The sequence below is a fragment of the Tatumella ptyseos ATCC 33301 genome (assembly GCF_000735525.1).
In the GTDB taxonomy this organism is placed as follows: Bacteria; Pseudomonadota; Gammaproteobacteria; order Enterobacterales; family Enterobacteriaceae; genus Tatumella; species Tatumella ptyseos.
The window spans coordinates 161,293-176,297 of record NZ_JMPR01000008.1; the positions used below are offsets into that span (position 1 = coordinate 161,293).

Annotated in this window: 9 protein-coding genes; 1 reads left to right on the forward strand and 8 read right to left on the reverse strand. The window is 54.9% G+C overall.

What is annotated here, in order from left to right:
- Positions 1-111 precede the first annotated feature (111 nt).
- Positions 112-1,230 carry an ABC transporter substrate-binding protein gene (locus GTPT_RS02655; protein WP_029990061.1) on the forward strand — a complete coding sequence of 373 codons (1,119 nt, stop codon included), beginning with the start codon at positions 112-114 and terminating at the stop codon, positions 1,228-1,230.
- A 199-nt stretch (positions 1,231-1,429) separates the two neighbouring features.
- On the opposite strand, the gene GTPT_RS02660 is transcribed toward GTPT_RS02655, so the two are convergent.
- The 8 genes from GTPT_RS02660 to GTPT_RS02695 all read right to left on the reverse strand — a co-directional run bounded on the left by GTPT_RS02660 (position 1,430) and on the right by GTPT_RS02695 (position 14,947).
- Positions 1,430-2,230: a MetQ/NlpA family ABC transporter substrate-binding protein gene (locus GTPT_RS02660; protein WP_029990063.1), complete on the reverse strand. Its 801-nt coding sequence runs from the start codon at positions 2,228-2,230 to the stop codon at positions 1,430-1,432.
- Between the two features lie 151 nt (positions 2,231-2,381).
- On the reverse strand, positions 2,382-6,482 hold the full coding sequence (locus tag GTPT_RS02665) for a bifunctional nitrate reductase/sulfite reductase flavoprotein subunit alpha (RefSeq protein ID WP_029990065.1): 4,101 nt from the start codon (positions 6,480-6,482) through the stop codon (positions 2,382-2,384).
- Between the two features lie 29 nt (positions 6,483-6,511).
- Positions 6,512-7,348 (reverse strand): uroporphyrinogen-III C-methyltransferase, encoded by an 837-nt coding sequence (gene cobA / locus GTPT_RS02670; protein WP_051170725.1) that lies wholly within the window; start codon positions 7,346-7,348, stop codon positions 6,512-6,514.
- 24 nt (positions 7,349-7,372) lie between these two features.
- Complete coding sequence (gene nirB, locus GTPT_RS02675; RefSeq protein ID WP_029990068.1) at positions 7,373-10,282, reverse strand: nitrite reductase large subunit NirB; 2,910 nt, start codon at positions 10,280-10,282, stop codon at positions 7,373-7,375.
- 53 nt (positions 10,283-10,335) lie between these two features.
- On the reverse strand, positions 10,336-11,130 hold the full coding sequence (locus tag GTPT_RS02680) for an ABC transporter ATP-binding protein (RefSeq protein WP_029990070.1): 795 nt from the start codon (positions 11,128-11,130) through the stop codon (positions 10,336-10,338).
- A 10-nt stretch (positions 11,131-11,140) separates the two neighbouring features.
- Positions 11,141-12,019, reverse strand: coding sequence for a nitrate ABC transporter permease (gene ntrB, locus GTPT_RS02685; RefSeq protein WP_029990072.1), 879 nt, complete (start codon positions 12,017-12,019; stop codon positions 11,141-11,143).
- Positions 12,020-12,030: 11 nt separating this feature from the next.
- Entirely contained in the window at positions 12,031-13,290 is a 1,260-nt protein-coding gene (locus GTPT_RS02690; RefSeq protein ID WP_029990074.1) for a CmpA/NrtA family ABC transporter substrate-binding protein, read from the reverse strand.
- A 355-nt stretch (positions 13,291-13,645) separates the two neighbouring features.
- Positions 13,646-14,947, reverse strand: coding sequence for a nitrate regulatory protein (locus tag GTPT_RS02695; protein ID WP_029990076.1), 1,302 nt, complete (start codon positions 14,945-14,947; stop codon positions 13,646-13,648).
- Positions 14,948-15,005: the final 58 nt, after the last annotated feature.

The window sequence follows — 15,005 nt, forward strand, 5'->3', positions numbered from 1 at the left end:
TGACACTCTGTCTGACATTTCCCGGGTCCCTTTCTGCCATCACCTCTGTTAAATTGGACCCCTTCCCGGGATGACGGGACTCCTTAGCTAACAGACAGGCAGACAACTGAAATGAAATTTGCAAAAAAAATCATTTTTACATTAGCCATGATGGTGATACCGGTCGCGCCGACCCTGGCAGAGACAGTGACCGACCTGCTTAACAGACAAGTCAATATTCCGGACGTGCCCCATCATATTATGCTGGCAGATGCCCGTGCGATTGAGGCCATGAGCATCATCTTTAACGGCGACCCTTCGTCCAGCATCGCTGCCTGGGATGACTCCTTAAAGAAGAAATCACCGGACATTATGACGGCGTTTGCTTCCAACTTTCCTGCTCTGAAGAAGATCCCTACGTTTGGTAACCCTTACACCACCACCTTTGACGTCGAGAATGCCGTTGCCCGGAAAACGGACCTGGTCATTTTTGATATCGGTCTGGTCAGTAAGCTAAAGGATGAAGGGGTGATGGATAAGCTTAACAGCCTGCATATCCCGTATATTTTTATCGATTTCCGGCAGAAACCGTTACAGAACAGTGCAAAAAGCATCGAGCTACTGGGTGAAGTCTTCCATCAGCAGGAAAATACAACACGCTATCTGGATTTCTATCGTCAGAGAATGTCGCTGATTGAGAAACGCGTCGCTACCCTCAGCCCCCAACAGCGCCCGACGGTGTTTATCGAGCGTAGTGCCGGCATCCTCGGTGATTTCTGTTGCAGCACTTTCGGTCAGGGCAGCATGGGCGAATTTGTCCAGGCGGCAGGGGGAATTAACCTGGGCGGTAAGCTGTTTGACGGGATGGGCGGCGATGTCACCCTGGAAAAAATTATTACCCTCAATCCGGACTTCTATTTGCTGACCGGTGCAGACTGGCAGGGAAATCGCAAAGCATCGGCGTCAATTCCACTGGGCTACGGTCTCCCGTCCGGTGCCGCCAAAGAGAAACTGGCAGCACTGATGAACCGGACCGGATTTAACGTCCTGCAGGCAACGCAGAATCATCATGTGCTGGCCATTTACCATCAGTTCTATGATCTGCCTTCCAATGTGGTCGCGGTAGAAGCTATCGCTAAATTCCTGCATCCACAGTTATTTAAGGATATTGATCCGCAGGCAGACCTGGAAAATATTCATCAGAACTATATGGGTCTGAAGACCTCCGGAACCTTCTGGGTTTCTCAGTAAGGCAGCACCCCGTGGCTTTAGCTTCCCCGCCACGGGGTGATCCGCCAGCTACCTGTTTTATTCGTTCGTGAGATCTTCGCCGGGCCAGGGACACCTTCGAAGAGGCAGGCAGCAGATGCATCAGGCTGTTGCCGGGGGACAGGAAATCAGGGAGGAGACGCCCCCCTGCCGCCATGCGACAGGGGGATAACGCTCGAAATTACCAGGCTTTAATCACATCACCTTTATAAATTTCATTCGCTTTATCCAGAACTTCCTGAGACTGAAAAGCTTCTTTCAGTTCCTGAAGTTTCTTGTCGTTAATATTATCTTTACGTACCACCAGCACATTCAGGTAAGGCGATGCCTTCCCTTCCATAAACAGACCATCACGTGACGCAGATAACCCAGCCAGCGAGGCAAAGTTATTGTTAATCACCGACAGATAGACTTTCGGGTCATCCAGCGTACGGGCAAGCTGTGGCGTATCCACCTGCAGGATATTCAGATGTTTCGGGTTAGAGGTGATATCCAGTAACGTCGGCAATAAACCGGCTTCCGGTTTTACCTTCAGCAGTCCCTGAGCCTGTAACAGCAGCAGGCTGCGTCCCAGAGTGGTAGCTTCATTCGATAACGTGATCGTCGCGCCATCAGGAAGCTGACTGATATTTTTAATCTTTTTAGAATAGGCTGCGATTGGGAAGATAAAGGTTTTACCTAAAATTGCGAATGGATAACCGCGCTCTTTCTCCTGCATTTCCAGATAAGGTACGCTCTGGAAGGCATTGGCATCCACATCTTTATTCAGCAGGGCTTCATTCGGCTGTACATAATCATTAAATGCAATGACCTGAACATCCAGATGATATTTCTGCTTAGCCACCTGTTTTACGGTGTCCCAGAGTTGCTGGTCCGGCCCGGTGTTAATTGCGACTTTTACGCTGTCCTGATCGTTTTGCTTGCAGGCATTCAGTAATAAGGCAGACAGAACGATGGCCGACGTCAGTAATATCTTTTTCATTGGAAACTCTCCCTGTATCAGTTTACTGGCACTATAAAGGAAGTCTGGACGTCTGTACATCTAAAAATTTGCCCGTGTTTTTTAGCTCAGCCTGCTCCTCATTTCGTCCGGTGAACGACGGAGCAGGTATGAGCTAATAGCGGTCTGTGACTCAGTAAATATCACGCAGGTACCGTTTTTCGTGTGTCATTTTTGCCAGCCACTCTGTTGCCTCCGCTGCGGTCATCTTTCCCTGTGTGGCGATAATCTGCAGCAGGGTTTGGTGGACATCTTTCGCCATTCGGCTGGCATCCCCGCAGACACAGACACTGGCTCCCGCCTGTAACCAGCGCCAGAATTCCTCGCCCTGTTCCAGCATACGTTGCTGTACGTAGATCTTTTCCGGTTGATCCCGTGAAAATGCGGTATCCAGCCGATGCAGGATGCCCTCCCGGCGAAAGACTTCCAGTTCCTGACGATAATAGAAGTCACTTTCTTCATGCTGCTCACCAAAAAACAGCCAGTTCTTTCCATCAGCACCCAGAGCCTGCCGGTGTTGTAAGAAGGCCCGGAAAGGCGCAATTCCGGTGCCCGGTCCGATCATGATCAAAGGCAAATGGTCATCCGCCGGCGGACGGAACCAGGCCGATTTCTGGACAAATATCGGGACTTCACCACCGGCCGGTATATCCGCAAGAAACGTCGAGCAGACCCCGTTATTCAGGGGGGTCGTTGGGTCACGGATCACCGACACCGTCAGGTGTACCTCCCCCGGGAAAAAGTCCGGAGAGGACGAAATGGAGTACAGACGCGGACGTAACGGACTGAGTAACGCGACAAACTGTTCGGGCGGTATCCTGGCCGGAAACGCACGCAGCAGATCGAGAACACGATGCTGTTTCTGCCAGTCACTGGATCCGGCAGACAGAAGTTGCTGTAATGAGTCCGGGAACCGGTCCGCCAGCGTGTGTTCACCGGCAGCCTGCGCCAGTTCACGACTGACTACCGATAAGTCTGTATGCCATGTCAGCGCCGTTTTAAGCGTAACACGGCCCCCGCGCTCCGTATTCACCAGAGTGTCCGGCCCGGCCTGCAGCGCCAGGATCACGGCATCAACCAGCGGCTCGCTGTTTTGTGGCCATACGCCCAGAGCATCTCCGGCCTGATAGCTGAATTCTGCGTCATCCACAGAAAAAATCAGTTGCCGGGTCTCCTTGTCTGACCCCTCACCACTGAGTAAGCGGTTGGCCATCACCCTGGCCGGGTAAGGATGATGCCGGTGGTATTTCTCCGTAACCGTGTTCACCGGCTTTACCGGTACCATAGCCCCCGCGGCCTGCGGCTCTCCCGGTCGGGCAAGACGCTCACAGATCCCCGCAAGCCATTGACTGGCCGGGGCCAGATCTGCCCCGTCACACTCGGCATGAGGCAAAAGCCGTGTCGCCCCCAGCGCTGATAATCGCTCATCCAGTGAACGGCCGAACCCGCAGAACTGATCATAACTGCTGTCACCTAACGCCAGCACCGAAAAGTGCAGAGACTCCAGCCGTGGAGCCGACTCCGAGGCAAGTACCTGCCAGAAAGCCGATCCATTATCGGGAGGATCTCCGTCCCCGAAGGTACTGGCCACCAGCAACACATACTCTGCAGCGACTAACTGCGAGACTTCCGTTCCGGCCATACAACTGGCTTCGGCCGGGATCCCGGCGTCTGTCAGTTGCCCGACACAGCGTGCCGCCAGAGACTCCGCATTACCGGTCGTTGAACACCACAACACCCTAACCCCGGCACGTTGACTGGCGGAGGTACGTGGTTTCGTCTCCTCTGCGGCCCGTGAATATAACCCCGCCAGCAGGCCATTTACCCACTGTAATTTTCCGGGGTCCAGCGGTGAACTGGCAGGCAGGCGCGGGATACTTCCCCCGGCTTCTGTCGGGGCCAGGCGCAGACCCGCCAGAAAACCCTGCAGGTAACGCTGTTCTTCAGGGTCCCATTCTATGGCCGGTGCGCGGGATAAGCCCAGCTCACCGGCAAAAAGTTCTGCGGTGAGATCACTGACGGAACGGGTAACATTTCCGGCCGGTTCTGCTTCTGCGGTGTTGCTGTCATCATCCATACGGTTCTCTTCTGCCACAGGAACTAACGATACTGCGCATTGTTTCAGTGCCGGCTGTAAGGACAACGGATCGACACTGTCGCTGGTGACGGCATTGATCGCGCAGTGTTCGCCGAAAAGGTCATTCCAGTGAAACGGTGCAAAACAGTGCCCCGGTAAAACCCGGTGACTGATACTCGCCGGGAGTCGCGCATACCCCCGACGGGAGCGGATTTCAACCGGTTGCTGAGGCCGGATCTGCAGGCGTTCCGCATCCTGAGGATGAATTTCGATAAAAGGTGCCGGGTTTAGCTGATTCAGCGCCGGAATACGGCCTGTTTTGGTCATCGTATGCCACTGATGCTGTAACCGGCCGGTATTCAGGATGAACGGAAACTCACTGTCTGCCTGCTCGGGAGCCACAAGATCCCGGAAGCAGTGGAACCTGGCTTTACCGGAGGGCGTCGGGAAAAATATCGCGGGCGCGGCAGACAGGTCAGCGACCGCCACTTCGCCCCGCAGGTAACGAACAGGATGGCGCGAGACGCTGTCTCCGGCCGGGGACGGCCACTGGACAGGGCTGCTACTGAGCCGCGGATAGCTCACCCCCTGCAAGGTGTACCCGGTCGCCGGATTGGCAAATTGCTGAAGCTCGCAAAAAACCTCTTCGGCAGACTGATAATCAAAGTCCTGCTGATATCCCATTTCACAGGCCACCCGGGCGATAATCTGCCAGTCAGGCAGCGACTCTCCGGGGGGCGTCACGGCTTTCTGCATCAGCGTCAGATTACGCTCTGAGTTGATCATCACTCCTTCTCCCTCCGCCCAGAGCGCCCCCGGTAGCAGAATATCTGCATAGCGGTTGGTTTCTGTGTCCAGGAAGGCATCCTGTGTGATCACCAGTTCGGCACGTTCTAACGCCTGAATCACATGCCGGCGATCGGCCATACTGGCGACAGGGTTGGTACAGATGATCCAGCAGGCCTTTATCTCCCCGGCAGCCATCTGCTTAAACATCTCTACCGTGCCTTCTCCGCCCAGAGGACGTAATGTCCCGGGGGCTAACCGCCAGACATTTTCCGTAAAACGGCGATCATTTTCTGCCAGTAAAGAACGCTGACCCGGCAATCCCGGCCCCATGTAGCCCATTTCCCTGCCGCCCATCGCATTCGGCTGCCCCGTCAGCGAAAAAGGACCGCATCCCGGGCGGCACAATGTGCCGGTCGCAAGATGCAGGTTACAGAGTGCACTGGTGTTCTGAGTCCCCTGCACACTCTGGTTCAGCCCCATCGTCCAGCAACTCATCCAGGCCCCGGCCTCACCTATCCACTGTGCCGCCTGGCAAATCGCTTCTTCAGGCAGCCCGGTCACCGCGGCTACCTGTTCCGGCGGGAACGCTGAAAGGTATTCCGGCATGTCGTGCCAGCCTTCCGTATAACGCTCAATAAAGTCGTTATCGGTATGTCCATGACGGTACAGAAGGTTAAGTAAGCCGTTAAGCAGCACCAGATCCTGACCGGGTTTGATCTGCAGGAAAAGTGAGGCTTTCTCTGCCGTCGCGGTACGCCGGGTATCGACCACAATCAGCCTGGCCCCGGCCTTGACCCGGGCCATCATGCGTAAGAATAAAATCGGATGGCAGTCTGCCATATTTGAACCGATGACCAGGAACAGATCGGCCTGTTCAAAATCGTCATAAGATCCGGGCGGGCCATCAGCTCCCAGTGACTGTTTGTAACCGCTTCCGGCACTGGCCATACATAACCGGGAGTTAGACTCAATATGCCGGGTCGTAATAAAACCTTTCGCCAGCTTATTCGCCAGATACTGGGCTTCCAGTGACATCTGCCCGGAAACATACAGGGATACCGCATCCGGCCCATGGGTATCAATAATCTGTCGTAAACGGCGGCCCGTTTCCCGCAGTGCAAGGTCCAGAGCAGTCTGCACCGGCTCCTGCTGCCGGTTATCGCGCATAAAAGCCTGCTGCAGGCGCCCGGGAGCCGTGACTGCGCCGGCGCAGGTCAGCCCTTTGGTACAGAGTTTCCCCCGGTTCGCCGGATGTGATTTATCGCCGGTGACGTTAATAATCCGGTCGTTTTCGACCTGCATCACAATACCGCAGCCCACCCCGCAATAAGGGCAGACGCTTTTAACCTGCTTCACGTCATGACTCATGCGCATCTTCCCCGGTCACTGAGCCGCTATCAGGCAGCCGCATCGCTTACCGCGTGCTTTCCGGCTGCCGCTGTGTTATCCACCCGCAGCGCAGGTTCACGACAATAATTGACCACGTCACCAATAATCAGTAACCCGGGTGACTGAGGCTGATAACGTGCCAGCAGTTCCGGGAGGGTTTCCAGCGTCGCTATCAGCAAACGTTGCTCCGGCCGTGTCCCATTTTCAATGATGGCCAGCGGCGTCGTCCCCGCCAGCCCTGAGGTGATCAGCCGCTGGCAAAAACGCAGGCTATGACTTAGCCCCATATAAAAAACCAGCGTCTGTCCCGCGCGGGCCAGCGTTGCGGTCTCCGCAATATCACCGGCCGATCGGGTATATCCGGTGATAAAATGCAGCGACTGCGCGCAATCACGGTGGGTTAACGGCAAACCTGCCGCCGCGGCACACCCCGTCGCCGCGGTGATCCCGGGTATAATGTAACAGCGGATGCCTGCCTGTTGCAGGAAGACCATCTCCTCCCCGCCACGACCAAAAATAAACGGGTCACCGCCTTTCAGGCGTACTACCTTTTGTCCCGCCAGCGCCAGGTCCGCCAGTAACTGATTGATTTGTGCCTGACTGAGGCGGTGATCGCCGGGGGATTTCCCCGCATCGATACATAACGCCGTCTCAGGCACCAGCGCCATAATTTCTGCAGACACCAGGCGGTCATACACCACCACATCCGCCTGCTGAATGACACGTAATGCTTTCAGCGTCAGCAGCTCTGCATCCCCCGGGCCTGCGCCGGTCAGCCAGACCGTGCCTTTTTCCACCGGCTGCCGGCTCTCTGCCGCCCTGATAAAATCATTAAGTTTTTTCATCGGAAAATCTCCGTTGTCAGAACCTCAGGAAACCGGAAGCGCGGTTTGTGGCGGTGAAACGGACACCGGCCGGCGTTGCACGCTGATCATCCCGTTTTCAACGCGTACAGGCCAGCAGCGGACCCGGACCGTACTATCATCCGGACTGATACCATCGGTTAACCGCAGTCGTTTTTTGTATAACGGTGAAATCACCAGTGGGATACCGTCATCGTCGCCGAGAAGACCGCGGGCAAGGACATTTGCCCCGCTGCCTGGCTCAAGATTATCCAGTGCATAAACTTCCGGTTGTTCTTCCCCCAGACGGAAAACCGCAATCTGCTGCCGGCCCAGGCGGGCTGCCCTCCCGGTATCCGGCGGAATATCGTCAAGCCGCCCCACGGTGACCCATTCATCTGCCGGCTCTTCGGTCACCGCTACTCCCGGTTTTTCTGAAGGCTCCGCAGGGCGGATCTGTCCGCGCTCCGGCACCATCACCACCGCTTCATCCGGCTGATCACTGTTAATAAAGGCGCGGAACAGTTGTCGTGAACGGGGATCGTCGAGAGTGGTCTGCCACTCGCATTGGTAGGTGTCGATAATCTGCTGCATTTCCTGATCCAGCGTCTCCGCCAGGCCCAGGCTGTCTTCCAGGATGACCTGGCGCAGATAGTCCACCCCGCCGTCCATGTTATCCAGCCAGCTACTGGTTCGCTGCAGGCGATCCGCCGTTCGCAGATAAAACATCAGGGTCCGGTCAATCACGCGGATCAGCGTGTCCGTGTCCAGGTCGGATGCAAAGAGATCGGCATGCCGGGGTTTCATCCCGCCATTGCCGCAGACATAGAGGTTCCATCCCTTATCGGTGGCAATCACTCCGATATCTTTTCCCTGTGCCTCAGCACATTCCCGGGTACATCCGGAAACGGCCATTTTGATTTTGTGAGGCGAACGCAGCCCCTTGTAACGATCCTCCAGCCGGATGGCGAGCGCGGTGGAGTCCTGTACGCCATAACGGCACCAGGTCGATCCGACGCAGGACTTTACTGTACGCAGGGATTTACCGTAGGCATGACCGGTCTCAAATCCGGCTTCCAGTAACTCCTGCCAGATGGCAGGCAGTTGCTCAAGGCGTGCACCGAACAAATCCACACGCTGCCCGCCGGTAATTTTGGTGTACAGGTTATAGCGCTGAGCCACCTGACCGAGAGTGATTAAGCCTGCCGGGGTAATTTCACCGGCCGGTATGCGCGGTACGACGGAATAGGTACCGTCTTTCTGGATATTCCCCAGAAAGCGGTCATTGGTATCCTGCAGCGACACATGCTGCGGCTGTAATACATAGTCATTCCAGCAGGAAGCCAGCAGCGAAGCGGCCAGTGGCCGGCAAATCTCACACCCTCTTCCGTGCCCGTATTGCCGGATCAGTGCATCAAAGGTCCGGATGTTATTTACCCGAATCAGGTGATAGAGTTCCTGGCGCGACCAGGCAAAGTGGCTACAGATATCCTTCTTAACTTCCACACCCAGGGCTTCCAGCTCATGTTCCATCACCTGCTTCAGTAAAGGAACACAGCCACCACACCCGGTCCCGGCCCGGGTACAGCTTTTCAGCGCGTTCATATCGGTGCATCCGCCACGGACCGCATCAGAAATATCGCCTTTAGAGACGTTGTGGCAGGAACAAATCTGTGCACTTTCCGGCAATAATGCCACGCCGACACCGGCCGGTGCTCCGCCTTCCGATACCGGTAAAATCAGACTTTCCGGATTCGCCGGCAGAGGGATAGCATTCAGCATCCGCTGTAATAAATCGCTATAATCTGAACTGTCGCCAACCAGTACCGCACCCAGTAATGTTTTGCCATCTTCCGAAACGACAATTTTTTTATAAATCTGCCCCGGACCATCAATCCACTGATAACTCTGACTCCCCGGCGTCGCTCCATGGGCATCACCGACAGAGGCAACTTCCACGCCTAAGAGTTTCAGTTTGGTGCTCATATCCGCGCCGGTAAAGGCTGTGGCTTTCTCTGCCAGCCGGTCGGCCAGACAACGAGCCATCTGATATCCCGGCGCGACCAGGCCAAAAATTTTGCCCTGCCAGAGAGCACACTCGCCAATGGCCGAAATCGATGGGTCTGAGGTCTGACAGTAATCATCAATCACAATGCCGCCACGGGGACCTTTTTCCAGTCCCGCACTCGCTGCCAGCTCATCACGGGGGCGGATCCCCGCAGAGAACAACACCAAATCGGTCTCCAGCTCAGTCCCATCGGTAAAACAGAGCTTATGTTGCCGTTGCTCGCCGTCGGTAATTTCGACGGTCTGACGCGCGGTATGCACCCGGACGCCCAGTGCAGAAATTTTCTTCTGCAACATCGACGCTCCGTCATTATCCAGCTGTACCGCCATCAGCCGCGGTGAAAACTCGACAACATGAGTTTCCAGACCGGATTGTAATAACGCGTTGGCGGCCTCCAGTCCCAGCAGTCCGCCACCGATTACGACCCCTGTGGTCGAACGGCTCGCCTGACGGCTGATAGCATCCAAATCGCTGAGCGTACGGTAGACCAGACAACCGGGACGGTCATGGCCCGGGATGGGGGGAACAAAGGCATAGGAGCCTGTCGCCAGGACCAGTTGATCGTAGTGAAGGGTATTTCCGGCAGCATCCGTCACGGTTTTTGCCCGCGGGTCAATGGCCGTTATCTGCTGACCGGTGCGTAATTCAATGCCGGTACGGGGGAAAAAGCCCTCTTCTGCCAGGGACAGTGACCCGGCGGTACGACCGGAAAAATACTCCGACAGGTGGACGCGATCATAGGCCGGGTATTCTTCCTCCCCGAACACAATAATCTGATACTGAGTATGCAATTGACGCTCTGCCAGTTGCTCCAGAAAATAGTGGCTGACCATACCATGCCCGATGACCACTAATACCGGTTGATTCATATCCCTACTCCCACAGCGACAGGCTGTTGCTTTACACGGTTAACTGCCGGAACTCAGGCAGCCTTAGGTTGTTTTTCATACAGAAACTGCAATACCTGCTGACGGTATTGCTGATACCGGGGATCGTTCGCCAGTGATACCCGTGAACGGGGCCGTTCCAGATCAACGGCCATCACTTCTCCCACCGTCGCGGCGGGACCGTTGGTCATCATAAAGACCCGATCAGACAGCAGAACGGCTTCATCAACATCGTGCGTAATCAACACAATGGTGGTACGCAGTTGCTGCTGAATGTCCATGACAGCATCCTGCAGATGAGCACGCGTCAGTGCATCCAGTGCGCCGAAAGGTTCATCCATCAGCAATACGGAAGGTTTCATCGCCAGGGCCCTGGCGATCCCGACCCGTTGTTTCATGCCACCGGAAATTTCATCCGGTCGCTTATTCGCCGCATGATCCATATGTACCAGTCGCAGATTGTGGAGGATCCATGCTTTCATTTCGGCTTTACTCATCTGACCGCGAAAGACCTGTTGCACGGCCAGCGCAACATTCTCATAGGTCGTCAGCCAGGGCAGTAATGAATGGTTCTGAAAGACTACGGCCCGTTCCGGGCCAGGCCCTTCTATTTCACGGTTATGACAGAGCAACCCTCCCTGCGTGGGAAAGGTCAGGCCGGCAATCAGGTTCAATAGCGTCGATTTACCGCAACCGGAGTGACCGATCAGACTGACACACTCGCCGGCGGCGATATCAAAACTCACGTTATCCAGCGCCAGAAAATCACCGCTGGCGGTTGAAAACTGCTGGCTGACTTGCTGGACCTGAATAATTGGATTGGCAGGCATCTTCTTCCCCTTAACGCTTTTCATAACTGAAACGACGCGCGACCCACATCAGGCACTGTTCAAGCAGTAACCCAACCAGCCCGATAATAAAAATAGCGATGATGATGTGTTCCACATTGAGGTTGTTCCATTCATTCCAGATCCAGAACCCAATCCCCATTCCGCCGGTCAGCATTTCAGCCGCGACAATCACCAGCCAGGCAATGCCGATAGATAAACGCATTCCCGTCAGGATGTTCGGTAATACCGCCGGAAATAAAATTTTGCGCATGACCGTCAGTTCAGAAAGCCGCAGTACCCTGGCAACGTTCAGATAGTCATCCGGGATCATCCGTACACCTTCGGCAGTATTCAGGATCATGGGCCAGACAGAACAGATGAAAATGGTCCAGTAAGATGCCGGATCGGCTCGCTGAAAAATCAGTAAACCAATCGGTAACCAGGCCAGCGGACTGACCGGACGTAACAGTGAAATGACCGGATTTAACATATCGGCGATAAAGCGAAAACGTCCAATCAGAAACCCGACCGGGATACCCACCAGCGCCGCCAGCCCAAACCCGATCGCCACGCGTTTTAACGACGCCAGTACATTCCAGCCGATCCCCTGGTCATTCGGGCCGGCGATATAAAACGGGTGTGCAAAGACCGGGATCGCGGCCTGCCAGGTCTGCCAGGGGGTCGGAAAATCAGAGCTGTTCAATGCGACGATTTGCCAGCCACAGAGCAACAATAAAATTCCCGAGGCGCCGGCAAACAGGCGCCTGAAAATCCGGCCTGCTACCGGATGACGGCGGCGAGGGCGCGTCAGCACCGGAGGGGGTGTTTTCGGGACGGCGGTCGCTGGCAGCGCAGCAACGCCCGGGGGCACTTCAGCCTGATGTTTCATCGTTGCCTCACTCATTGTTTAACACTAAAGCTATTGAGATAACCGACAGGATCGCTCCCGTCCCAGCGCTTTCCGTCCATCAGTACGCTGCTGCGCATATCACTGGCGGGTAACGGTACATTTCCGGCCGCGGCTGCAGCCTGTTTGTAGATATCGATACGATTGATTTGTTGTGCAACAGCAAGATAATCAGGGTCAGTTTTCAGTAGTCCCCAGCGACGATGTTGCGTCAGAAACCACATGCCGTCGGAGAGCCATGGATAACTGACTTCCCCGTCATGATAGAAACGCATGGCATGCGCATCCTGCCAGCGCTGACCGAGGCCATTTTCATACTGGCCCAGCATACGTCCGGTAATGATATTGACATTAGTATTGATCACTGCCCGCCCGGCGATGACACGGGCCGTTTCGCGGCGGTTATCATCACTGGCATCTATCCAGCGGGCGGCGTCCAGGATAGCCGCAGTGAGCGCCCGGGCCGTATGAGGATGGGCATTGACCCAATCGGCGCGGGTGCCCAGTATTTTTTCCGGATGATCGGGCCAGATATGCTGAGAGGTGGCGGCAGTAAAACCAATATTGTCGCTGATGGCGCGCTGATTCCAGGGTTCACCGACACAACAGCCCTGCATATTGCCAATCTTCATATTGACGACCATTTGCGGGGGCGGAACCACCAGACTACGGACTTTCTGTAACGGATGGATCCCGGCACTCGCCAGCCAGTAATAGAGCCACATCGCATGGTTACCGGTAGGAAATGTCTGGGCAAAGGTGTAAGTGCCTGGCGGATGGGCATCAATATCCCGTTGCAGTGCAGCAAGATCAGTAATACCGGCATCACGCAACTGATTCGACAGGGTGATCCCCTGGCCATTCTGGTTCAGCGTCATCAGGCAAGCCATCGGGGTGGCGGGTCCGGCCAGGCCCATATGCAAACCGTATAACTCACCATACAGAATATGGGCTGCATCCAGTTCACCGGACAGGATTTTATCCCGGACGGTAGCCCAACTGGCCTGTTTCTCCGGCACAATCCGGATACCATATTTCTTATCAAACCCTTTTACCGCAGCCATAACTACAGATGCACAATCGGTCAGGGGGATAAAACCGACCCTTAGCGTTGTTAATTCCGGCGCATCTGATCCCGCCGCATAGACGCTGTTCATCAGTCCCGGCAACAACATACTACCGGTCAGCGCTGCCGCCCCCTGTAATAGTTTCCGGCGGGAGAATGCTCTGTCTGGTTTTGGCTGTTGGCTCATTCACACCCCTTTCAGTCTCCGGCGATTTCCGGGCAAAAAAAAACGCCCACCGCTGCGTAATACATACGCAGTGATGGACGCCATTGTCCTGATCCTGAGCCTACAACCGCCGTTGGCCGGAAGCACAGGTTAAATGTTTTTCACTACTGAAGAAGCAATACCTATGCCAGTCCTGCTGATACCTTGTCTTTCCTTGAATGGTATCGCATAAAACCTTTCTGTTATCAGGGGATCACTGTCAGGGGAAAAAAATCATCCGCAAACACTGCCCCTTGCCGGAAAGGTACCGGCAGGAAAGATAAAATGTGATCTGCACCACAAATGATCAATGTATGCACCTTGAGTGTGCAGACTGTCACCCGCCATGAGAACCGAAAGCGCCGGCCACAGATAAAATCGCGGTCGCTATTTCAGCAATTTTTTTATTCTGATCCATCGCCATCTGTCGCAGGGTCTTATAGGCTTCATCCTCAGAGAGTTGACGATGCTGCATCAGCAACTGCTTCGCACTATCGATAGTTTTACGCTGATGAAGTGTCTCCCGCAGGTCCGAAAGTTCCTGCGTTTGTGCATCCAGACGCCGGGATTGCTGCCGGAGCAGAGACAACAGCGATTGCCCCAGTTGCGGCTGGATCCCTTCGCTGTTTAACCAGCCGGAATGCTGCGGATGTTGTTCGCCGGTGGCCGGGTCTCTCATAAAGACAGAAAATCCACCGTCTCCTTGCGAGACGGCCTCTTTCAGACTTTCAATATCCGCCTGTTGCTCATGGCAGGCTTGTTCGGTCGCTGCAATACGTTCACGACATAATTGCATCAGGGTTTGCTGTAACCTGTCTTCCTGCAGTTTCATTTCATCAATACGCTGAGTGGCCAGCATAAACCAGTGCTGGCTGGTGCCTGAGCTACCAGTGCCCGCCGCCCGGGTGCAGGCGAGACGACGCAGGCGTTCAAACTCGCTGTCGGTGGTCATTGCTGACCAGTACTGATTATTTTTCGGGTCGCTGAACGCGGTGAACGTTTCAAAGCACTGCTCCTGGCGTTCAATCAGGTCAATCATCGTGTCCGCATAATGCCCGTGAGTCTCCCCGGGAAGATATGCACTGAACACCCGCACACCGATAGCCCGCTCCTGACCGGCAAGTTCTTTACCCTGCATAAAACTGAACAGGGCAATCAGAGCGCGCGAAATGACCGGATCCGCAGATGTATCCGATACGGCAAATACCAGTGATAACAAATGGCGGAGGGTGTCATTGAATATTTCTACCGCATTGGCCAAAGGAATTGTTCGCCCGGTGACTTTCCTGCGGACTTCCGGTAAGACGCTCAGGGCATACACCACCCTGGCCGCACAACTCAATAAACGGCTCGCCTGTGACTTTGCCGGCGTCAATGCCTCCGGCTGTTCAAGATACGCTAATAATATCCGCTGTGAACTCAGAGAGTCCTGCTCGCGCTGACGTAATTCTTCTGCCGTCTGCTGCCCTTCATTACACAAATAAAGATTAACCGCACCGCGCTCACGCTGCAGGTAGTGGATTAACACGCTCAGCTTGCCGATCAGTTCACCGCTTTCCAGTAAATCCCGTAAACCCGCTAATTCACATTGCCGGGATGCCAGCAGAAAACGGATCGTCATGGCCTCTTTAGCCACCATGGTTATCCCCCGTAAAAAAAATGAGTAATGCAAACGACACGCCAGCTTTTACGCGGGC

Excerpts from the sequence above, each read along its gene's own strand:
- GTPT_RS02655 (WP_029990061.1), top strand. The coding sequence starts at position 112 with ATGAAATTTGCAAAAAAAATCATTTTTACATTAGCCATGATGGTGATA.
- GTPT_RS02695 (WP_029990076.1), bottom strand. The coding sequence starts at position 14,947 with ATGGTGGCTAAAGAGGCCATGACGATCCGTTTTCTGCTGGCATCCCGG.
- cobA (WP_051170725.1), bottom strand. The coding sequence starts at position 7,348 with ATGAAAAAACTTAATGATTTTATCAGGGCGGCAGAGAGCCGGCAGCCG.
- GTPT_RS02690 (WP_029990074.1), bottom strand. The coding sequence starts at position 13,290 with ATGAGCCAACAGCCAAAACCAGACAGAGCATTCTCCCGCCGGAAACTA.
- GTPT_RS02680 (WP_029990070.1), bottom strand. The coding sequence starts at position 11,130 with ATGCCTGCCAATCCAATTATTCAGGTCCAGCAAGTCAGCCAGCAGTTT.
- nirB (WP_029990068.1), bottom strand. The coding sequence starts at position 10,282 with ATGAATCAACCGGTATTAGTGGTCATCGGGCATGGTATGGTCAGCCAC.
- GTPT_RS02660 (WP_029990063.1), bottom strand. The coding sequence starts at position 2,230 with ATGAAAAAGATATTACTGACGTCGGCCATCGTTCTGTCTGCCTTATTA.
- GTPT_RS02665 (WP_029990065.1), bottom strand. The coding sequence starts at position 6,482 with ATGAGTCATGACGTGAAGCAGGTTAAAAGCGTCTGCCCTTATTGCGGG.
- ntrB (WP_029990072.1), bottom strand. The coding sequence starts at position 12,019 with ATGAAACATCAGGCTGAAGTGCCCCCGGGCGTTGCTGCGCTGCCAGCG.